The following is a 19,590-nucleotide window of genomic DNA, read 5'->3' on the forward strand; positions in this document are numbered from 1 at the left end:
GTACATCCCCGGGGTGCCGGAGGTGGTCGTCCCGCACGAGTGGGTGCTCGACGGCGTGCTGCCGCCACTGCTGTACGCGGCGGCGCTCAGCGTCCGGCGCAGTGGTGCCGGAGTCGGCGCCCGGTGTGGAGTCCTGGACGCGGATCGACCCGCCCTCCTGGGCGATGCGGACCACGAACGGCTCGGCCTCGGGATCGCCGAAGGTCTGCGTCCACAGCTGACGGCCGTCGGCGGTGCGGACCTCGCGGGGCGCGTCGATCGCGCCTCCGTCGGCGTCCAGAACGAGGAGCTCGGTGTCCTCCGTGGTCGCCTCGAGGCGGACCGCCGTTCCCGCCATCGTGGCGACGGACACGTGCCCGTAGCCGATCCAGAGGTCCAGCGGCTCGCCGGAGGTCTCGTAGCCGGGTGCGACCGTGACGCGCAGGTCGCTCGCCGCGAGCGTCGCGTAGCGGCCGGGAGCGGCGCTCGAGAAGCCGTAGGTGCCCAGCACGGGGAGCAGCTCGCGGTCGGTCGGCAGCACGGCGGCGCAGGCGGCCGTGACCAGCGCGACCGTCGCGAGGGCGACCAGCGCGCTCGCGCGCCTCCGGAACAGGCCGGCGAGCACGATCACCACGGCGAGCACGAGCGCGGCCGAGGCGGCTCCGACGACGAGGGCCGTCGGCCCGGAGGCGGTGAGCGAGACCAGTGCGCCGGTCAGTGCGGCGGCGCCCAGGGCGAGCAGCGTGAGGCTCGCCCGCAGCCGGGGGTTCGCGGCGCGTCGGAGGCGCTGGCGCTCCAGGCGCGCGGCGGTGACGGCGGCGGCGGCGACTCGCGCCTCCTCCGCCCGGGCGCGGGCCGTCTCGCGGGCCGTCGCGCTCTGCTGGGCGCGGAACGCCTCCCGCTCGGCCCGCCACGCCTCCTGGCGCTCGCGCCACTCGGCGACGGCCTCGGGGGACGAGGGGCGCTCGTCCTGCAGGCCGGGGTCGGCGGGAGCGGAGGGCGCGGGGTAGGGGAGCGTCGCGGAGGGGTGTGCGGACGGGGAGCCCGGGGCCGGGTGAGCGGCCGCGTCGTCCGATCGCCGGCTCCGCCGCACGATCCAGACCACGAAGGCCACGATCAGCCCGAGCACCACGAGCGACCACAGCGTCCGCCCGGTCGCGGGCGCCCAGGGCATCGCCCCGGTGTACGCGCCGCCGAGCGACCAGAAGCCCTGCGCCACCGGCAGCATCGAGGCGAGCACGAGGACGCCGATCCCGGCGTGCACCCGGTCGAGCGAGCCGCGGAGCAGCCGCTCCACCGGCAGGGCGCCGTCCTGGTCGGGCAGCAGCAGCCAGGCCGCGGCGTAGAGGAGGAGCGCGGGCCCGCCCAGCACCGCGACGACGAGCACGATCCCGCGCACGATCAGCGGGTCGATGCCGAGCCGGTCGGCGATCCCCGCGCAGACGCCGCCGATCCAGCCGGGACGGCGGGGCAGGTCGAGGCCGCGCAGCCAGAGCACGAAGCGGTTCTCGGGCGCGGGGGGCGGATCGGCGGGGCCGGGGGCTCCCGGGCCGGGGCTCTCGGGGCCGGCGCTGTCCGGGCCGGCGCTGTCGGGTCCGGCCGCTCCGGGATCCGTCCCGATCGGCGTCGTCGCTGTGCTTGCCGCCTCCGTGCCGTCCGGCTCCGCGGAGCCCGGCGGGGTCGTGCTCTGTCCTGTCATGCTGCGAGTCTCCCGTGCGCTCCAGGGCCCGGACCATCGGGGGAACCCCTGATCCGACCCCGAGAGCACCCCCGATCGTGCGACCGACCTGTTTGGATGCAGGGGTGAGCACAGTCCCCGGCACCGCCGTCCGCCCCCCGCTGCAGCGGCCGCGGACGATGCTGCTCGGCGGAGTGTGCACCGCGGTCGCCGACCACCTCGGCTGGAGCGTGCGGAGGACCCGCCTCCTGGCCGTCCTCACGACCGCGCTCGGCGGGGGCGGCGCGCTCCTCTACCTCTGGCTCTGGGCCCTGGTGCCCCTCGCGCCGCTCGACTCGCGCGACGCGGATCCGGCCGTCCGCCGCTCCGCTCCCGTGGCCGGCCTGCTGACCCTCGCCGCCGCCGTCGCGGCGCTCGCCGTGCTGATCACCGTCGACAGCGGCGACGACGCCGACATCACGCGCGCGCTCGTCGCCGTCGGCCTGCTCGCGGGAGGAGCCGTCGGCTGGAGCCTCGGGCTCGACCGCGGCGACGCCGTCCGCCCCGCCCGGTACGGCTCCGCGGTGCGCCTCGCCTCCTGCGCGCTGCTGGTGCTCGCCGGAGCGGCCGTGCTCACCGGCCGCCCGAGCGCCCTCAACGCGGTCCTCGCCGTGGGCGTGCTGCTGATCGCCGCCGGCGTGCTGGCCGCGCCCCGGGTGGTGACCCTCTGGTCCGAGCTGATGGGCGAGCGCGCCGCCCGCGTGCGCGAGGAGCAGCGGGCCGAGATCGCCGCGCACCTGCACGACTCCGTGCTGCAGACCCTCGCGCTCATCCAGAACCGCGCCGGAGCCTCGAGCGAGGTCGCCCGCATCGCGCGCGCCCAGGAGCGGGAGCTGCGCGACTGGCTGTTCGAGCGCGACGTCCCGGTCGCCAACGACCTGGCCGCCGAGGTCCGGGCGATCGCCGCCGCCGTCGAGCTCGACTACCCCGTGCACCTCGAGGTGGTGGCCGTCGGAGCGTCCGTCCCCGGCGCCGCCGCGCTCCTCGCCGCGACCCGCGAGGCCGTGCTCAACGCGGCCCGGCACGCGGGCGGCGACGTCTCGGTGTACCTCGAGTCCTCCGTGCAGGGCGTCGACGTGTTCGTGCGCGACCGCGGCCCCGGCGTCGTCCTCGACGAGGTGCCCGGCGACCGCCTCGGCATCCGCGAGTCGATCATCGGCCGGATGGCGCGCGCGGGCGGCAGCGCGACCGTGCGCCCCGGAGTCGGCGGCACCGGCACCGAGGTGCATCTGCGGCTCCCCGCGGAGGTCGAGCGGTGACCCGCGTGCTGCTGGTCGACGACCACTCCATCTTCCGCTCCGGCCTGCGGGCCGACCTCTCCCCCGAGCTCGAGGTCGTCGGGGAGGCGGCCGACGTCGACTCCGCCGTCGGCCTGGTCGCCTCGCTCGCGCCCGAGGTGGTGCTGCTCGACGTGCACCTGCCGGGCGGTGCGGGCGGAGGCGGGGCCGAGGTGCTGCGGCGCAGCGCCGGGTCGTCGTCGCGCTTCCTGGCGCTGAGCGTCTCGGACGCTGCGGAGGACGTGGTCGGCGTGATCCGCGCCGGTGCCCGCGGCTACATCACCAAGGCCAGCTCCGGAGCCGAGGTCAGCCGGGCCGTGCTCGCGGTGGCGGGCGGGGACGCCGTGTTCTCGCCGCGCCTGGCCGGCTTCGTGCTCGACGCCTTCGGGGCGCTGGCGGGCGAGCAGGCGGAGTCGGGGGACGAGCTCGACCGGCTCTCGGCCCGCGAGCGCGAGGTGATGCGCCTGATCGCCCGCGGCTACGCCTACAAGGAGGCGGCAGCCGAGCTCTTCATCTCGGTCAAGACGGTCGAGTCCCACGTCTCCGCCGTCCTCCGCAAGCTGCAGCTCTCCTCCCGCTACGAGCTCACCGCCTGGGCCTCCGCCCGCCGCCTGCTCTGAGGCGCGGCATATGCGGTTTGTGGCAGCGCCAGGGCTGGGGGTAACTCAGCGGGTGGGGCGGCGGTAGGCCTGATCGATGCGCTTGGCAGCCGCGGCCAGCTGCTCTGGCGTCGTGCGCCGCTTGTCCGCCGAGCGGGCCTCGCTCGTGGTGATACGGCCGACCACTGCCCGACGTCGACTGCTCTTGTCCGCCATCATCGCTCCTACTCCGGTCCTGCTGCATGGAGGACCTCGTCATCACTGTTTACCGCCAACCTACGACACTGGATCAGGCCTGTGACCGTCAAGGCGCAGAGAACGGCCGTCCAGATGCCTCCGGCGAACCAGACGCTGTTCCCTATGCCTGCGCCCATTCGCAGAGCGATCGCCGCGGCGAGGACGACGTACACCAGCGCGAGGCTCGCGACCGAGATTCGTAGAGGCCGAAGCAGCCGAGCTGCAACCGGATTCTCCTGGTCGCGGCTCAGGAAGCCGAGGAGGACGGCGATCGCCGCGAGGAAGATGGGAGTGATGGAGGGGGCATCCGGCTCGAAGATTCGGGACGAGAAGCCGGCGAACCATCCTCCCCAAAGCATGACCGCGGAGGCAGTTGCGGCGACCGCGGTCCATGGGAGGAGGCCGTAAGGGCTGGTCCGCAGCCGGATGACCGCGCGATCGGGGGATGGCGTCTTGTCGTCCTTCCGAGTCGCGACGTGACAGACCACTCCAGGCCGCATATCGCGTTCGACGACCACCCCGAGACTCTCGAGTGTCACCTCGTCACCCAGGAGCCCGCGGGGCGTGTGGACCTCGAGATGGGTGGACTCCGCAACGATGCTTCCAGCGTTCAGCGGAATCTCGAGGGATGCGCTCGACAGCCCAAAGGCTGAGGTGACCCACTGCCACCATGGAAGGCGCTGGTCGCGAGCGCCACCGACGAGCTCCCAGTGCGTCGAGTACTTGACGATCTGCCGCGTCCCGGCGGCAGGCAGCGGGAACAACCCGGCGAGGAGGAAGTTCCTTGCGAGCAAGGCCAGAAGCTCAACTGTCTGCGGCGCCCGGGCAGCATCGATGCGGATCCTTGTTCCTTCCCAGACTCCGCCGTCGAGGAAATCCGAAAGCCTCTTGTCGCTGTCCGAGTCGTTCTTGCTGTGTACGACCGTGCGGATGATGACTCGAGCATCGTGCGAGGGTGCCTCTCCGAGCTCCAGCGTCCAGGCAGCGACGACGGCAGCGACCGCCGCGCGCCCGTTCACCTCAGTGTCGGCGATCGGGAGGGGTTTCGAGCCGTCCACGAACGAGTCGAAATCCTGGAGCCTAGCCTTCTGTACCATCGCGAGGGGAACGAAAAGCAGGGGATCGGCCCCCGGGGCCCGGGACGTCACCTGTAGCCGGTCGTCTTTAGGAACAGTGATGTCCAGAGAGACGCGGCGTCGACTGAGTGGCCCGTCCGAGAGGCGCAGGCTCTCGACACGACGGTGCTGCCAGGTCGAGGAGTTGGTGATCATCCAGAGGATCACCTCTCCGAACTCGTTCGATTCGGCCATGTTCATTCTCTTCCTGCCCCGCCCGGTCGTTGCGGTCACGTTACCGGCGCCCGCTCCTGCGCGGTCGGCTTTGACGCGTGGCGCCGCGGCCCTGCTCGTCACCCGGTCTGCGCGCTGCTTCGTTCGTGCGGCAGCACGGGAGGAGATCGCAGGGCACCGTTCCATCCCCACCGCGCGAGCCGCGGCTCCGCTCGCGCGCGAGCAGTCAACCCCGTCCCTCCTCCCGCTCCTGCCGTCCGACACTGTCGGGACACGACAGGAAAGGACGATCCGATGGTGACCACCACCCCCGCTCTCCCGACCCTGGCCGAGCTCCTCCGCGACTCCCGGCCCGTGTCGCAGCTCTACGTCGACCTCGCGATCGACTCCGGGGATCCGCCGGACATCTCGCTCGAGCGCGCCACGTCCCTCGGAGACGAGCTCGCCCGCCAGGGTGCGCCCCAGGCCGACATCCGGGCCCTCACCGCTCTGCTCGAGGGGGCCGGGCGCCCCCAGGGCGGCTGCTGCCTCTTCGCGGTCGCCGTGGACGGGAGGGTCGTGCTGAGCGAGGTGCTGCCGGGTCGGCCGGTCGCGCCCGAGGGCGTCTCCTACAGCCCGCTCCCGGACATCGTGCCGCTGCTGCAACACCGGCCCGACCTGCGCGTCCTCGTCGTCGAGACCTCGCGGGACGGCGGCGAGATCCGCCTGCACCGCCTGGGCGCGCAGCGACCCGAGGCCGAGCAGGCCGTGCAGGGCCGCACCGACACCCTCCACAAGGCGCAGGCCGGCGGCTGGCGGCACGACCGGTTCCACCACCACGCGGAGGAGATCTGGCGGCGCACGCAGGCCGAGCTCGCCGCCGCGGTGGACGAGCTCGTGCGCGTGCACCGGCCGCGCCTGCTGGTCGTCGCGGGGGACATCCACGCCCGGCAGCTGCTCGCGCAGCAGCTCTCGCCGAGCAGCGCCGCGATCCTGGCCGTCGAGCCCGTGAACACGCGAGCCGCCGGCAGCGAGGAGGGGGCGCTGGAGCGGTTCGTCGACGAGCAGCTCGACCGGATCCTGCTGCGCGAGAAGGAGGACGTGCTCGACGCCCTGCGCACCGGGGAGCCGCGCCGCACCGTCGAGTACTCGCTCGGCGCGATCGTCACGGCGCTGGCCTCGGCGCAGGTCGAGACGCTGGTGCTCGACCCCGGCCGGCTGCGCGAGCGCGCTCTGCTGGCGCTCGCCGCGGAGCCGTGGGTCGCGTCGGCCCCGGAGGAGGCGCTGGGCGCCGAGGTGATCGACTCCGTCGACGCCGCCCTCGCGCTGGCCCGCGCCGCCGTGCTCACGGACGCGCGCGTGCTCGTCACCGACTCCCGCACCGCTCCGGAGGGGATCGACGTGGTGACGCTGCCGCACGGCGCCGACGCCGCGGCGATCCTCCGCTGGCGCACCGGCCCGCCGGTCCCGGGGGCCTGAGCGGCGGGTCCCCGAGCGTGACAGGGCCCGGGCCCCGATCCTGTGATCGGTCCCGGGCCCTGTCGAGGCTCACGCCTGCTGGTCGTCCTCGCCCTCGGCGGCCGCGCGGCGGCGCGCTCCGAGGCCGAGCGCGGTGGCGCCCGCGGCCAGGAGCGCGGTGGCGCCCGCGATCAGGCCGACGCTCTCGACTCCGGTCGAGGCCAGCCCGCCGCCCGAGCCGCCGACGGGCAGCGGGGTCGGCGTGCCGGTCGGCGCGGTCGTGGGCACCGGGGACGGAGCAACGGTGGGCGCCGCAGTCGGCCCGGCGGTCGGTGCCGTGGTGGGAGTCGCCGTGGGCGCGGTGGTCGGCGGGGTCGTCGGTGCCGTGGTCGGCCCGGCGGTCGGCGTCGGAGTCGGCGCCACGACCTGCGACGCCGGCAGGATCTGCACGATGGTCGGACGCGGTGCCGCCACCGCTCCCGCCGCCGTCGATCCGTAGTCCGGGAAGAACGAGGTCGGCGCCTCGAAGGTGCCCTCCTCGCCCGGGTGCTGCACCGCCACGAACACGTGCTGGTCGAGGTCGTGGACGATCGGTCCGCAGGTCTCGGCGTCGCGGGGCACCGAGAGGAACTGCTCCACCCTGCCGCGCGTCGCGCCCTCGAGCGCGACCTTGAAGAGCCCGTCGTTGTAGCCGATGCCGCTCGGGGCGCCGTCGGTCGAGATCCAGAGGTTCCCGACCGAGTCGAAGGCCAGGTTGTCCGGGCACGAGATCGGCGAGACCTGGTCCGCCGGGAAGCCGGAGAAGTAGACGACGTCGCCCTGCGCCTGGTCGCCGCAGAGCATCAGCAGGTTCCAGGTGAAGGTGCGGCCGGTCTGGTCGCCGCCGTCCTCGATGATCTCGACGATGTGGCCGTCGCGGTTCTCGGTGCGCGGGTTGACCTCGGTCGCGCCCTCCTTGGCGCCCTCGGTGCCGCGGGCGGAGTTGTTGGTGCAGGCCACGTAGATCCGGCCGCTGACCAGGCTGGGCTGCACGTCCTCGCAGCGGTCCATCTTGGTCGCGCCCGCGGCGTCCGCCGCCTGGCGGGTGTGCACGAGCACCTCGGCGACGCTCATCCCGGCGATCGTCGAGGCGCCGTTCAGCACCAGGGGCAGCCACTCGCCGATGCCGTCGAAGCCGCCGTCCGAGGGGACCGCCCCGGTGCCGGTGATCTCGGCCACGGGGGAGTCGCCGGTGAAGCGGGCGACGTAGAGGTCGCCCTCCTCCAGCAGGGTCTTGTTGTGGGCGCGGTCGCCCTCGATGTAGCGCTTCGTCGAGACGAACTTGTAGAGGTAGTCGAAGCGCTCGTCGTCCCCCTGGTACGCGACCACGCGGCCGTCCGGGGCGATGATGACGTTCGCGCCCTCGTGCTTGAGCCGGCCGAGCGCCGTGTGCTTCTTCGGCGTGGAGTCGGGGTCGAAGGGGTCGAACTCCACGATCCAGCCGAAGCGGTTCGGCTCGTTCTCGTAGCCCGGGGTGCGGGCGTCGAAGCGGGGGTCGTCGAGCTCCCAGAGGCGCGAGGTCTCGGAGTCGGCGAGGCCGTAGCGCTTCTCGGCGTCGCTCGTGCCGACGGCGCGGAAGTAGCCGTTGAAGTTCTCCTCGCCCGAGAGGATCGTGCCCCACGGCGTCGTGCCCCCGGAGCAGTTGCCGAGCGTGCCGAGCACGGTGCGGCCCTCGGGGTCGGCGACCGTCTTCAGCAGGTCGGTGCCGGCGGCGGCGCCGGTCACCTCGTAGGGGGTGTCGAGCAGGTAGCGGCGGTTGCGCTCGCCCCCGCGGACGTAGGCCCACGGGCGGTCGACCGCGGTGCGGACCAGCTCGACGACGCTGAGGCCGTGGGCGGCGCGGCCGACGGCGCGCACGCGCTCCGGCTCCGCCTCGAGCTGCGCGGCCGGGAACATGATGCTCTCGTTCGTGTACTCGTGGTTCACGACGAGCAGGGCGCGGAGGCGCTTCGAGCCCGGGATCTCGACGATGTCGGTGTAGTCGTTGTTGTAGCCGAACTGCGCGGCCTGGGCGGCCTCCGTCTGGTCGGCGATGTCGAAGGCGGGGCTGTCGGCGAAGAGCGGGTCGCCCCAGCGGATGATCGGCTGCCAGGCGAAGCCCTCGGGGACGGTGAACCGGTCGACCGTGTACGGCACCGGAGCGATCGGAGTGAAGGCGAGCGGCGAGCCGTCGGCCGAGGTCGCCACGGCCGCCTCGGCGGTGGGTGCTCCTCCGGCGGACGCGACGGCGACGGTGACCGCGCCGGCCAGGCCGAGGCCGAGGGCGCTGCGGCGGGAGAGCTGCGACGAGACGATGTCGCGGAAGTAGCTGTTGTGCGACGTGTTGCAGGTCGCGGTGGAGCAGGCGTTGGCGCACTTCAGCGCGCAGGTGACGGGGCTGCGCTTGCCGCGCACGTGGCCGGCCATCGGGAGGAGGAGCGGGCGGCGGGCGGTGTCTGACATGGAGGTCCTTCGATCACGAGCAGGAGACGCGATCGAGGCAAGCAGGGGGAGGGGGCGCCGATGCCGCCGGGTGGAGGCTCCTCCCTGAACGGATTGTGAACGTTCTCACAAGAAGGTGAGGCTCACCTTCCCTCCCCGCGGCCCTCCGAGCGCGCCTCCAGGACCGCCCCGACGTTCCCCGCGATCCATTCGACGACCGGCAGCAGACGCTCCGCCAGCTCCGCTCCCAGCGGCGTCAGCCGGTACTCGACGTGCGGCGGGACGACCGGCCGCGCCTCGCGGTGCACGAAGCCGTCCTCCTCCAGGATCCGCAGCGTCTGGGCGAGCATCTTCTCGCTGATCCCGCCGATCCGGCGCCGCAGAGCGCCCCAGCGCAGCGTGCCCGGAGCGAGCGCCGCGAGCACCAGGACGCCCCACTTGCTGGTGACGTGCCCGAAGACCTCGCGGCTCGGGCAGTCGGCGGAGTAGACGTCCCCGGCGAGCAGGGGGGAGTCGGCGATCGTCATGGAAGCTCCTCGGGACGGGGATGATGACCGTACTAACGAAATAGTGGGTACTGCATTCCGGGAAGCAGGAGGAGGATGCGCCGGTTGCACCCTCCTGGCGGCGGACCCCGCCCGCCCCACCCGTCAGGAAGGACCCCTCATGACCCTCGTCGTCACCGGAGCCACCGGCCACCTCGGCCGTCTCGCCGTCGAGCACCTGCTCGCCCGCGGCACCGCCGCCTCCGACATCGTCGCCACCGGCCGCGACGCCGCGAAGCTCGAGGCGCTCGCCGCCGACCTCGGCGTCCGAACCGCCGTCGCGGACTTCGACGACCCCGCCTCGCTCGACGCCGCCTTCTCCGGCGCCGAGGCCGTCCTCCTCGTCTCGGGCTCCGAGGTCGGCAGGCGCGTCGCACAGCACACCGCCGCGATCGACGCCGCCGTCCGCGCCGGCGCGCGCCTGGTCTACACGAGCGCCCCGAAGGCGACCACGAGCGCGCTCATCCTCGCCCCCGAGCACAAGGCTACGGAGGAGGCGATCGCCGCCAGCGGCGTCCCCGCTGTCATCCTCCGCAACGGCTGGTACAACGAGAACTACGAGCAGACCGTCGCCGAGCTCGCCTCCACCGGCAGCACCCTCTCGAGCGCCGGCGAGGGCCGCGTCGCCAGCGCCGCGCGCACCGACTACGCCGAGGCCGCAGCGGTCGCCCTGACCGACCCGTCCCTGGTCGGCACCGTGCACGAGCTCTCCGGCGACACCGCCTGGAGCTTCGACGAGCTGGCCGCGATCGTCGCCGAGGTCGCCGGACGCGACGCCGCGATCAGCCACGTCTCCTCCGACGAGCACGCCCGCGTCCTCACCGGCGCCGGCGTCCCCGAGGGCGGAGTCGGCTTCGTCGTCGGCCTCGACGCGAACATCGCCGACGGCCTCCTCGGCGGGACCGACGGCTCGCTCGCCCGCCTGATCGGGCGGCCGACCCCGCCGATCCGCGCGTACGTCGAGGAGCAGCTCGGGCGCTGACGCTCCGGCGTCCCCGTCGGCCGGGTCCGGCTCGCAGGAGCACCCCGCTCCCGCGAGCCGGACGGTGGCGCGCCCGGCCTCCCGCGGCGCCGCGCCGGTCACTCCCTTCCGCGACTCCGCACCCGCCCTCCGCGGCTCCGCGCCCGACCCGCCGCACCTCGCGCCACGGTGTCGGCGCCCCGACGTAGGCTGTCCGCCATGACCTCGACGACGCCTCGCTCCGGTATCGACCGCTCCGAACTCGACCCCGCGACGCGCCCGCAGGACGACCTCTACCGGCACGTCAACGGGCTCTGGATCGACCGCACCGAGATCCCCGCCGACAAGGCGCGCTACGGCTCCTTCCACCTCCTTCAGGAGGAGGCGGAGAAGGCCGTACGCGACATCATCGTCGAGGCGCAGACCGCGCAGCACGGCACCGAGGAGCGCCTGTTCGGCGACCTCTACGCCTCTTTCATGGACGAGGAGCGGGCCGAGGAGCTCGGCGCCGCCCCGATCGCCGACGACCTCGCCGCCGTGCAGCGGGTCGACTCGATCCCCGGCCTGCTCCGCGCGGTCGGCGCCTTCGAGCGCACCGGCGTCCCCGGGCTCTTCGGCCTCTTCGTCGACAACGACCCGGGAAGCCCTGAGCGCTACCTCGTCTTCGTCAACCAGGGCGGCCTCGGCCTGCCGGACGAGAGCTACTACCGCGAGGAGGAGTTCGCCTCCGTCCGCGAGGCCTACACGCCGTTCGTCGCGCGGATGCTGGCCCTGGCCGGCATCGACGCCGCCGAGGCCCGCGCCGAGCGCATCGTCGCCCTCGAGACCGACCTGGCCGCCGCGCACTGGGACAAGGTCCGCAGCCGCGACAGCCAGGCGACCTACAACCTCCGCTCCTGGTCCGAGGTCGAGGAGCTCGCCGCGGGCGTCGATCTCGGCGTCTGGCTCACCGCGATGGGCGCTCCGGAGGGGGCGCTCGCCGAGGTGGTCGTCCGCCAGCCGAGCTTCCTCCAGGGCCTCGCGGGCCTGCTCACCGAGGACCGGCTCCCGGCCTGGCGCGACTGGCTTTCCTGGCAGGTGATCCGCGGAGCCGCGGCCTACCTGTCCAGCGGCTTCGTCGACGCCAACTTCGACTTCTACGGCCGCACCCTCACCGGCACCCCGCAGAAGCGGGAGCGCTGGAAGCGCGCCGTCTCGCTCGTCGAGGGCTCGCTCGGCGAGGCGGTCGGCCGCACCTACGTCGCCCGCCACTTCCCCGAGACGGCGAAGGCCGCGATGGACGTGCTGGTCGCGAACCTCATCGAGGCGTACCGCCGCTCCATCGTCGACCTGGAGTGGATGAGCCCCGCCACCCGCGAGCGCGCGCTCGAGAAGCTCGCGAAGTTCACGCCCAAGATCGGCTATCCGGTGCGCTGGCGCGACTACTCCGCCCTCTCGATCGACCCGTCCGACCTGCTCGGCAACGCCCGCCGCGTGGCCGAGTTCGAGTTCGCCCGCGAGCTCGGCAAGATCGGCCGCCCGCTCGACCGCGACGAGTGGTTCATGACCCCGCAGACGATCAACGCCTACTACAACCCGGGCTTCAACGAGATCGTCTTCCCGGCCGCGATCCTGCAGTTCCCCTTCTTCGACGAGGCCCGCGACCCCGCCGCGAACTACGGAGCGATCGGCGCCGTCATCGGCCACGAGATCGGCCACGGCTTCGACGACCAGGGCTCGCGCTTCGACGGCGACGGCCGCCTCACCGACTGGTGGACCGAGGAGGACCGGGCCGCGTTCGAGGAGCGGACGAAGGCGCTCATCGCGCAGTACGACGCGCTCGCTCCCGCGACCACGCCCGGGCACCACGTGAACGGCGCCCTGACCATCGGCGAGAACATCGGCGACCTCGGCGGTCTCGGCATCGCCTGGAAGGCGTACCTGCTCTCGCTGGACGGCGAGGAGCCGCCCGTCGTGGACGGCCTGACCGGCGCCGAGCGCTTCTTCCTCTCCTGGGCGCAGGCCTGGCAGCAGAAGTCCCGCGACGAGGAGACGATCCGCCTCCTCGCCATCGATCCGCACGCTCCGGCCGAGTTCCGCTGCAACCAGATCGTCCGGAACATCGACGAGTTCTACGCTACTTTTGACGTCTCCGAAGGCGACGCCCTCTGGCTCTCCCCGAGCGAGCGCGTCACCATCTGGTAGTCGCCGACGACCACCTCCGCACCACGGACGAGGAGCCCCGGGCATCGAGAGCCGACCGATGCCGCGGGGTCGTCCGCCGATCGCGCGTCCTGCCGGCGCGTGAGGACCCAGGTCCCCCCTCCGCACGACCGCACTCCCGACCCGTAGAGGGGCCGTACCCGTGGTGATCCCCACCAGCGAGACCCGCCGTGAGAGCCGACGCAACCGCCGCGGGCGCCACAAGGGCGGCGGCGACCGCGAGAACTTCCAGCGCGGCTTCGACGCCCTCGGCCGTCTCGCGATCGACGGGGTCGTCGTCTCGGCGCGCGCCGTCGACCTGGCGACCGGCCGCACCCTGTTCGCGGTCGACGACTCCGTCTCGATGCCCACCGCCTCCCTCGGCACCGTCGTGCTGCTGATCGAGGTCGCCGCCCGGCTGGCGAACGAGCCGCAGGAGAACCTGCGCCTGGTCGACCGGACCGCGGCGGACGCGGTCTCGGGCTCCGGGCTCTGGCAGCACCTCCAGGTGCCGTCGATGCCGATCGCCGACCTCGCCGCCCTCGTCGGTGCCTCCAGCGACAACCTCGCGACCAACGTCCTGCTGCGCCGCGTCGGCCTCGATGCCGTGCGCGAGCGGGCGGAGGCGCTCGGCCTCTCCCGCACCGCCCTGCTCGACGTCGTGCGCGACGAGCGCGGCCCGGACGACGCGCCGCAGCTCTCGATCGGCTCCGCCCGCGAGCTGACCTGGCTGCTCGCCACCCTCGCGAACGGCGAGATCGTGGACGCCGCCGTGAGCTCGCGGGTGATCGGCTGGCTCTCGCTCGGCACCGACCTCTCGATGGTCGCCGCCTCGTTCGGGCTCGACCCGCTCGCCCACCGCCACCCCGACCACGGCGTCCTGCTCGTCAACGCGACCGGCACTGACGTCGGCGTCCGCGCCGAGGCCGGAGTCCTCCGCGGCCCGCGCGCCGGAGTCGCCTACGCGGTCGCCACCCAGTTCGACGACACGACCCTGCACTACCGCCTCGCGGTGCTGGAGGGCATGCGCACCCTCGGGGCCGACCTGCTCGAGTACGTGCACTGACGGCTGCCGGGGCGGAGGCTCCTCCGGAGCAGGCCGACCCCGCGGGGCCCCTCGGGTGCCCCGTCAAGTCCGTGACCGCCTCCGGGGACGCGACCTAGGCTGCCCGCAGCGGCGCCGCCTCCCGGGCGCACCGCGGAGAGGGAACCATGAGCAGCTTCGGCTTCGACGCCCCCGAGGACGTCACCGACACCACCCGCCCCGACGGCGACTCCCTGCCGGTCCCGCCGGAGGACCCGGCCGAGATCGACGACCCCGAGTCGATCGACGAGGCGCTCGACCAGGGCGCCGACGCCCGCCTCGGCGACGACCAGGACCCGCCGGAGCACCCCTTCATCCCGTCGCCCAGCTGATCGGCCGGCCGGGCGCCCCAGCGGCGCCCGGCCTTGTCCGACCTGGCTGCTCCTCCGAGCCGACTACTCCTTCGACCCCGGCTTCAGGCGGTTCGCGAGGCGCTTGATCGGGTGGGCGGGCTCGCGCTCCGCCGGATCCTCGACCTCGAGGCCGTAGAACGTGCCGATGTCGCCGACGAACGCCTTGCGGCGGGCCTTGTCGTACGCGCGGATCTCGCGGCGGAAGGCGATCACCGTCGCGACGCACATCAGGATCATCACGACGCTGAACGGCAGGGCCGAGAGGATCGCCGCGGTCTGCAGGGCGTCGAGGCCGCCGGCGACCAGGAGCGACAGGGCGAGCAGCGCGGTCGCGACGGCGAAGAACACGCGGATGCGGTTGCGCGGCTCCGGCTCGCCGCCGGTCGCGATCATCGACATCACCAGCGCTCCGGAGTCAGCGGAGGTCACGAAGAAGACGCCGATCAGGAGGATCGCGCCGATCGTCAGCACCGAGCCCGCGGGCAGTCCCTGCAGCATCGAGAAGAGCGCCAGGTTGGTGTCGACCGAGCCGTCGGCGCCGACGAGGCCGCCGTCGCCGTAGAGCTCCCGGTAGATGGCCGTGCCGCCGAGGACGCTGAACCAGAGGAAGGTCATGATCGTCGGCACGAGCAGCACGCCGCCGACGAACTCGCGGACCGTCCGGCCCTTCGAGACGCGGGCGATGAAGATGCCGACGAACGGCGCCCACGACATCCACCAGCCCCAGTAGAACGTGGTCCACGAGGCCTGCCACTGCTCGCCCTCGCGGCCGGCGTAGGCGCTGACCGTGAAGGTCAGGCCGATGAAGTTCTGCAGGTAGTTGCCGAGCGACTGCACGAACTCGCGCAGGAGGAACTGGGTCGGGCCGGCGACGAGCACGAAGACGAGGAGCGCCGCGGCGAGCAGCAGGTTGCCGGTCGAGAGCCACTTCATGCCCTTGCCCACGCCCGAGATCAGCGAGAAGACGGTCAGGCCCGTGACCACGGCGATGACCACGATCTGCACGGTGAGCGACGACTCCACGATGCCGCTCGCCTCCAGGCCCGCCGAGATCTGGGTGACGCCCAGGCCGAGCGAGGTCGCGACTCCGAACATGGTGCCGACCAGGGCGACCACGTCGATCGCGTTGCCCCAGCCGCCGCGGACCCGGCGGCCCAGCAGCGGCTCCAGCGCCCAGCGGATCGACACCGGCCGCTTGCGGCGGTGGATCGCGTACGCGAGGGCGAGGCCGACCACCACGTAGATGGACCAGGCGTGGACGCCCCAGTGCAGGTAGGTCTGCGAGATCGCGCTCTGCGCGAGCTGCGTCTCGGTGCCGGTGACGCCCGGGCGCGGAGTGGCGAAGTGGGTGAGCGGCTCCGCGACGCCGTAGAAGACGAGGCCGATGCCCATGCCGGCGGCGAAGAGGAGCGAGATCCAGGCGAGCATCGAGAACTCGGGCTCGTCGTCGTCGGCGCCGAGCTTGATGTCGCCGAAGCGGCTCACGCCCATCCAGATGGCGAAGGCCACGAAGACCGCGGCGATCAGAACGTAGTACCAGCTGAACGTGTTGACGACGGTGGTCTGCAGCGTCGAGAACACGGAGGTCGCGGCGTCGGGCGCGAGGATCGCGAAGGCCGCGATCGACAGCGTGAGGACGGCGGCGGGCCAGAAGACCCACCGCGCGAGGCGGTGCGGAGGGGCGGTCGTGCCCGCGGTGGCGGGGGCGGTGTCCGGGGAGGACGGGTGCTCGGACATGGGGTCCTCTCGTCGGCGGCAACCGTCCACGGTACACGGGGGCCCGTCGGCGGCCCCGGCCGGGGGAGCCGGGCTGGCATGATCCGGCCCCGGTGCGGGAGGCTGGACCCGTGCAGTTCAGAGTCTTCACCGAACCCCAGCAGGGCGCGAGCTACGAGGACCTCCTCGCCGTCGCGCAGGCCGCCGAGAGCCTCGGCTACGACGGCTTCTTCCGCTCCGACCACTACCTCCGGATGGGGGACGGCGATCCCGGCGTGGGCCCGTCCGACGCGTGGACGACGCTCGCCGGCCTCGCCCGCGAGACCGAGCGGATCGCGCTCGGCACCCTCGTCTCCTCCGTCACCTACCGGCCGCCGGGGATCCTCGCGATCCAGGTCGCCCAGGTCGACGCGATGTCCGGGGGCCGTGCCGAGCTCGGCCTCGGCACCGGCTGGTTCGAGGAGGAGCACGCCGCGTACGGCATCCCCTTCCCTCCGCGCCGCTTCGACCTCCTCGAGGAGCAGCTCGAGATCGTGACCGGCCTGTGGTCGACGCCGGTCGGCGAGCGCTACTCCTTCGCCGGCGAGCACTACACGCTGACCGACTCCCCGGCCCTGCCCAAGCCCGCCCGCCTGCCGCTGCCGGTGATCGTCGGTGGCGGCGGCCCCAAGCGGACCCCGGCGCTCGCGGCGCGGTTCGCGAGCGAGTTCAACCTGCCCTTCCCCGAGTTCGACGCGATCCCGGGGGCCTTCGAGCGCGTCGACGAGGCGTGCCGGGCGATCGGGCGCGAGCCCTCGTCGCTCGTGCACTCGGTCGCGCTGATCGCGGTCGGCGGAGGCGACGAGGCGGAGTTCACGCGCCGTGCCGCGGCGATCGGCCGCGAGCCCGCCGAGCTGCGCGAGCACGGAGTGGCCGGCGGCGTCGACGAGGCGGTCGACCGCCTCGAGTCCCTCCGCGAGGCCGGCTGCGAGCGCGTCTACCTGCAGTTCATGGACCTGCAGGACCTCGACCACCTCGACTTCTTCGCCCGGGAGGTCCTGCCGCGCCTGTCGGCGTAGGGCGGGCGCCGCTGCTGACTCTGCTCCGACCGTCCAGGAGTCGTCGCACTCGCGCTCGACTGCGACGACTCCTGGCTTCTCGCGGTCTTGTCCTCGCGGCTCCGCGCCGAGTGCGACGACTCCTGGTCACTCGCGGGCTGCGGGCAGCACGCTCCGGCCCGCGCGCCCGGGCGTCCGTCCGCGCTGCGGCCTACGCTGGAGGGATGGCGGACACGATCGAGCGCGCGGACGAGCGCCTGGCGACCCGCTCGGCGGCCGAGGTCCCGTGGATCGTGCTGGTCTGGGACGATCCGGTCAACCTGATGTCGTACGTCTCGTACGTCTTCCGCAGCTACTTCGGCTTCGGCCGGGCCGAGGCGGAGCGGCTGATGCTGCAGGTGCACACCGAGGGGCGCGCGGTCGTCGCGACCGGCAACCGCGAGGAGATGGAGCGGCACGTGGAGGCGATGCACGGCTACGGCCTGTGGGCGACGCTGCAGAAGGCCGACGCGTGAGCGCCCCGCTGCGCCCCACCGCCGCGGAGACCGGAGAGCGCTCCGCTCGCGGCATCCGAGGACTCGGCTGATGCGCGCGTTCCGCCGCGACTCCTCCGGGGCGGCCGTCGCCCGCTTCGACCGCGAGGAGGCCGGGATCCTCCGCCACCTGGCGGGCGAGATGCTCGAGCTGCTCGACCGCGGGGCGTCCTCGGAGGAGGCCCGCTCCGATCCGGCGCTCGCGCGCCTCCTGCCCGACGCCTACCGCGACGACGCCGAGGCGGCCGACGAGTTCCGCCGCTTCACCGCTCCGGACCTCGCCGCCCGCAAGATGGACGACGCCCGCGCCGTCACGGCGGCCCTCGACGCCGGCGACGGCACGAGTCACGGCCGGATCTTCGAGGGGCTGGGCGAGGTCGCGGTCCGTCTCGAGGAGCCGCAGGCGATCGCCTGGCTCCGCGCACTGACCGACATGCGGCTCGCTCTGGCCGTGCGGCTCGGCATCGACGACACCGACGTCGTCGTCCCGGAGGAGGGGAGCGCGGCCGCGATCCGCAGCGTCTACGACTGGCTTGGAGGCGTGCAGGACGGACTCGTCCGCGCCGTCGACGTGTGATCCACTCGTCCCTCCAGCGATTCCACAGCTGTGGACAACCCTGTGGAAAGGTGTGGAGAACCGGCTCCGGGAGCACCTCCGAACGGCGGAGCGCCGGGCGCGGGGGTGTGGAAACGCGTAGCGTCCACCCTGTGAACACTCCGAGCACCGCCGACGCCCAGCGCACCGCCGACGACATCCAGGACTCCCGGGCGGTGCGGACCCTCGCCCGCGGCGGCTTCGCGGCGAACGGCCTCGTCCACCTCCTGATCGGAGTGATCGCCCTCGGCGTGGCCCGCGGCGGCGGAGGCGAGGCCGACCAGAGCGGTGCTCTCGGCGCCGTCGCGGCGCAGCCCGGCGGTCTGGTGATCCTCTGGATCTGCACGGTCGGCCTCTTCGGCCTGGCGCTGTGGGGGCTGCTCGAGGCGTTCCTCGTCCGCCCGCGCGAGAGCGCCCTGAAGACCTGGGGCAGCCGGCTGAAGGAGGCGGGCAAGGCCGTCGTCTACGGCGCCCTCGGCGTGACGGCGCTGAAGTTCGCGACGGGCGGCGGGTCGAGCTCGTCCGAGTCGTCCGAGAGCGCGAGCGCGCAGGTGCTCTCGGCGCCGGGCGGAGTCGTGCTGCTCGTGATCGCGGGACTGGCCGTCCTCGCGGTCGGCGGCGTCTTCGTGTACCGCGGAGCGAGCAGGAAGTTCCTCGAGAACGTCGCGGAGCCGGGCGGCACGGCGGGCACCGTCGTCACCGTGCTCGGCGTCGCCGGCTACGTCGCCAAGGGCGTGGTCCTCGGCGCTCTCGGCGTGCTGCTGATCGTCGCCGCCGTCACCCATGATCCGGAGCAGGCGGGCGGGCTCGACGAGGCGCTGAAGTCGCTCGTGGAGCTGCCGGCAGGTGTGCTCCTCCTCGGCTTCGTCGCCGTCGGGCTCATCGCCTACGGGCTCTTCTGCTTCGCCCGCGCGCGCTGGCCGCGCCTCTGATGTCGGATAGCGGATCCGCTCTTTACATGTCACCCCCCTTCCGCGCAACTGGTCCCGCCGTCCCGGAGTCGGTGACACGCTGAGGCCTGTGAGTGCTGGAGGCGAGGACGCGACCGGAGGACGGGTGCGTCCGCCGCTGACGCAGGACGCCGCCCGTCTGCTGGCCCGCTCCGCCACGGGGGACGCCTCCGCTCTGGGAGAGCTCGTCGACCGCTTCGGCGGCCTCGTCTCGGCGTGCGTCGGCACAGTCCAGGCCGACCCGGCCGGCCGCGACCGGCTCTGCACCGACGTCTTCACCGCCGTCTGGCGCCGCTCCCGCGAGGGCGCCCGCTCGCCGGAGCCCGTGCTCTGGGTGCTCGAGGTCCTCTGCGAGACCCTCGGGTCCGCGCACGAGCTCGCCCGGCGTCCGCTCGGCAGCAGCCTGCTCGCCCTCGACTGCCCGGACCGCGAGCTCCTGCTGCTGGCTGCGGCCGGCGGCTTCTCGCAGGCCGAGATCTCGGCGCTGACCGGGATCGACGAGTTCCGGCTGCGCTCGATCCTCCGGAACGCGCTCGAGACGCTCCAGGGCCGCGACAGCGATCTTCTGACGGCCTGACCGCCGGAGCCGTCGCGGGAGTAAAGTTGAGTCCGTCGAACTCAACTTTCGAGCCACGGAGGA

At 73.4% G+C, this 19,590-nt stretch carries 18 protein-coding genes; 12 read left to right on the forward strand and 6 right to left on the reverse strand.

Annotated elements, in window-relative coordinates; all coding sequences use genetic code 11:
* Positions 1–1,678 (reverse strand): PspC domain-containing protein (locus C5C37_RS07080; protein ID WP_104338711.1); only part of this gene is annotated, 1,678 nt, incomplete at its 3' end.
* A 104-nt stretch (positions 1,679–1,782) separates the two neighbouring features.
* Here C5C37_RS07080 and C5C37_RS07085 point away from each other — a divergent pair.
* Together C5C37_RS07085 and C5C37_RS07090 are read left to right on the forward strand one after the other, a co-directional pair.
* Positions 1,783–2,955 (forward strand): sensor histidine kinase, encoded by a 1,173-nt coding sequence (locus C5C37_RS07085; RefSeq protein WP_104222840.1) that lies wholly within the window; start codon positions 1,783–1,785, stop codon positions 2,953–2,955.
* Positions 2,952–3,593, forward strand: a complete 642-nt coding sequence (locus tag C5C37_RS07090; protein ID WP_104338712.1) for a response regulator transcription factor — start codon at positions 2,952–2,954, stop codon at positions 3,591–3,593. Before C5C37_RS07085 ends, C5C37_RS07090 begins: the two co-directional genes overlap by 4 nt.
* 45 nt (positions 3,594–3,638) lie before the next feature.
* Here the strand turns inward: C5C37_RS07090 and C5C37_RS17445 are convergent, their stop codons facing one another.
* Positions 3,639–3,791, reverse strand: coding sequence for a hypothetical protein (locus C5C37_RS17445; RefSeq protein ID WP_181127386.1), 153 nt, complete (start codon positions 3,789–3,791; stop codon positions 3,639–3,641).
* A 5-nt stretch (positions 3,792–3,796) separates the two neighbouring features.
* Complete coding sequence (locus C5C37_RS07095; RefSeq protein ID WP_181127387.1) at positions 3,797–5,158, reverse strand: hypothetical protein; 1,362 nt, start codon at positions 5,156–5,158, stop codon at positions 3,797–3,799.
* A 234-nt stretch (positions 5,159–5,392) separates the two neighbouring features.
* Between C5C37_RS07095 and C5C37_RS07100 the strand changes: the two genes are divergently transcribed.
* A complete protein-coding gene (locus C5C37_RS07100) occupies positions 5,393–6,556 on the forward strand; it encodes a Vms1/Ankzf1 family peptidyl-tRNA hydrolase (RefSeq protein ID WP_104338714.1) in 1,164 nt (387 codons plus the stop codon).
* Positions 6,557–6,625: 69 nt separating this feature from the next.
* Here the strand turns inward: C5C37_RS07100 and C5C37_RS07105 are convergent, their stop codons facing one another.
* Together C5C37_RS07105 and C5C37_RS07110 are read right to left on the reverse strand one after the other, a co-directional pair.
* Positions 6,626–9,016 (reverse strand): PhoX family phosphatase, encoded by a 2,391-nt coding sequence (locus C5C37_RS07105; protein ID WP_104262603.1) that lies wholly within the window; start codon positions 9,014–9,016, stop codon positions 6,626–6,628.
* 122 nt (positions 9,017–9,138) lie between these two features.
* Positions 9,139–9,522: a helix-turn-helix domain-containing protein gene (locus tag C5C37_RS07110; protein WP_104338715.1), complete on the reverse strand. Its 384-nt coding sequence runs from the start codon at positions 9,520–9,522 to the stop codon at positions 9,139–9,141.
* Positions 9,523–9,661: 139 nt separating this feature from the next.
* On the opposite strand from C5C37_RS07110, the gene C5C37_RS07115 reads away from it, so the two are divergent.
* The 4 genes from C5C37_RS07115 (at position 9,662) to C5C37_RS07130 (ending at position 14,098) form a co-directional block, all read left to right on the forward strand.
* Positions 9,662–10,522 carry an NmrA family NAD(P)-binding protein gene (locus C5C37_RS07115; RefSeq protein ID WP_104338716.1) on the forward strand — a complete coding sequence of 287 codons (861 nt, stop codon included), beginning with the start codon at positions 9,662–9,664 and terminating at the stop codon, positions 10,520–10,522.
* 198 nt (positions 10,523–10,720) lie between these two features.
* Entirely contained in the window at positions 10,721–12,685 is a 1,965-nt protein-coding gene (locus C5C37_RS07120; protein WP_104338717.1) for a M13 family metallopeptidase, read from the forward strand.
* A 160-nt stretch (positions 12,686–12,845) separates the two neighbouring features.
* Complete coding sequence (locus C5C37_RS07125) at positions 12,846–13,748, forward strand: serine hydrolase (protein ID WP_104222833.1); 903 nt, start codon at positions 12,846–12,848, stop codon at positions 13,746–13,748.
* A gap of 146 nt (positions 13,749–13,894) precedes the next feature.
* Positions 13,895–14,098 (forward strand): hypothetical protein, encoded by a 204-nt coding sequence (locus C5C37_RS07130; RefSeq protein WP_104222832.1) that lies wholly within the window; start codon positions 13,895–13,897, stop codon positions 14,096–14,098.
* 63 nt (positions 14,099–14,161) lie between these two features.
* Here C5C37_RS07130 and C5C37_RS07135 read toward each other — a convergent pair whose 3' ends face one another.
* Positions 14,162–15,856, reverse strand: a complete 1,695-nt coding sequence (locus C5C37_RS07135; protein ID WP_104258185.1) for a BCCT family transporter — start codon at positions 15,854–15,856, stop codon at positions 14,162–14,164.
* Positions 15,857–15,966: 110 nt separating this feature from the next.
* Here C5C37_RS07135 and C5C37_RS07140 point away from each other — a divergent pair, with 110 nt between their 5' ends.
* The 5 genes from C5C37_RS07140 to C5C37_RS07160 all read left to right on the forward strand — a co-directional run bounded on the left by C5C37_RS07140 (position 15,967) and on the right by C5C37_RS07160 (position 19,527).
* A complete protein-coding gene (locus tag C5C37_RS07140; RefSeq protein WP_104234367.1) occupies positions 15,967–16,893 on the forward strand; it encodes an LLM class F420-dependent oxidoreductase in 927 nt (308 codons plus the stop codon).
* Positions 16,894–17,096: 203 nt separating this feature from the next.
* Positions 17,097–17,387 (forward strand): ATP-dependent Clp protease adapter ClpS, encoded by a 291-nt coding sequence (clpS, locus tag C5C37_RS07145; protein WP_104222829.1) that lies wholly within the window; start codon positions 17,097–17,099, stop codon positions 17,385–17,387.
* 70 nt (positions 17,388–17,457) lie between these two features.
* The gene (locus C5C37_RS07150) at positions 17,458–17,982 is read left to right on the forward strand and encodes a DUF2017 domain-containing protein (protein ID WP_104269044.1); all 525 of its coding nucleotides are present in this window, start codon (positions 17,458–17,460) and stop codon (positions 17,980–17,982) included.
* A gap of 131 nt (positions 17,983–18,113) precedes the next feature.
* On the forward strand, positions 18,114–18,932 hold the full coding sequence (locus tag C5C37_RS07155; RefSeq protein ID WP_104222827.1) for a DUF1206 domain-containing protein: 819 nt from the start codon (positions 18,114–18,116) through the stop codon (positions 18,930–18,932).
* Between the two features lie 88 nt (positions 18,933–19,020).
* Entirely contained in the window at positions 19,021–19,527 is a 507-nt protein-coding gene (locus C5C37_RS07160; protein WP_146085198.1) for an RNA polymerase sigma factor, read from the forward strand.
* Positions 19,528–19,590 lie beyond the last annotated feature (63 nt).

The organism is Rathayibacter sp. AY1F9 (assembly GCF_002932155.1).
Lineage (GTDB): Bacteria > Actinomycetota > Actinomycetes > Actinomycetales > Microbacteriaceae > Rathayibacter.

Bases quoted from the DNA above. Each gene is read 5' to 3' on its own strand.
- C5C37_RS17445 (WP_181127386.1), bottom strand. From the start codon at position 3,791: ATGATGGCGGACAAGAGCAGTCGACGTCGGGCAGTGGTCGGCCGTATC.
- C5C37_RS07100 (WP_104338714.1), top strand. From the start codon at position 5,393: ATGGTGACCACCACCCCCGCTCTCCCGACCCTGGCCGAGCTCCTCCGC.
- C5C37_RS07105 (WP_104262603.1), bottom strand. From the start codon at position 9,016: ATGTCAGACACCGCCCGCCGCCCGCTCCTCCTCCCGATGGCCGGCCAC.
- C5C37_RS07110 (WP_104338715.1), bottom strand. From the start codon at position 9,522: ATGACGATCGCCGACTCCCCCCTGCTCGCCGGGGACGTCTACTCCGCC.
- C5C37_RS07115 (WP_104338716.1), top strand. From the start codon at position 9,662: ATGACCCTCGTCGTCACCGGAGCCACCGGCCACCTCGGCCGTCTCGCC.
- C5C37_RS07120 (WP_104338717.1), top strand. From the start codon at position 10,721: ATGACCTCGACGACGCCTCGCTCCGGTATCGACCGCTCCGAACTCGAC.
- C5C37_RS07130 (WP_104222832.1), top strand. From the start codon at position 13,895: ATGAGCAGCTTCGGCTTCGACGCCCCCGAGGACGTCACCGACACCACC.
- C5C37_RS07135 (WP_104258185.1), bottom strand. From the start codon at position 15,856: ATGTCCGAGCACCCGTCCTCCCCGGACACCGCCCCCGCCACCGCGGGC.
- clpS (WP_104222829.1), top strand. From the start codon at position 17,097: ATGGCGGACACGATCGAGCGCGCGGACGAGCGCCTGGCGACCCGCTCG.
- C5C37_RS07150 (WP_104269044.1), top strand. From the start codon at position 17,458: ATGCGCGCGTTCCGCCGCGACTCCTCCGGGGCGGCCGTCGCCCGCTTC.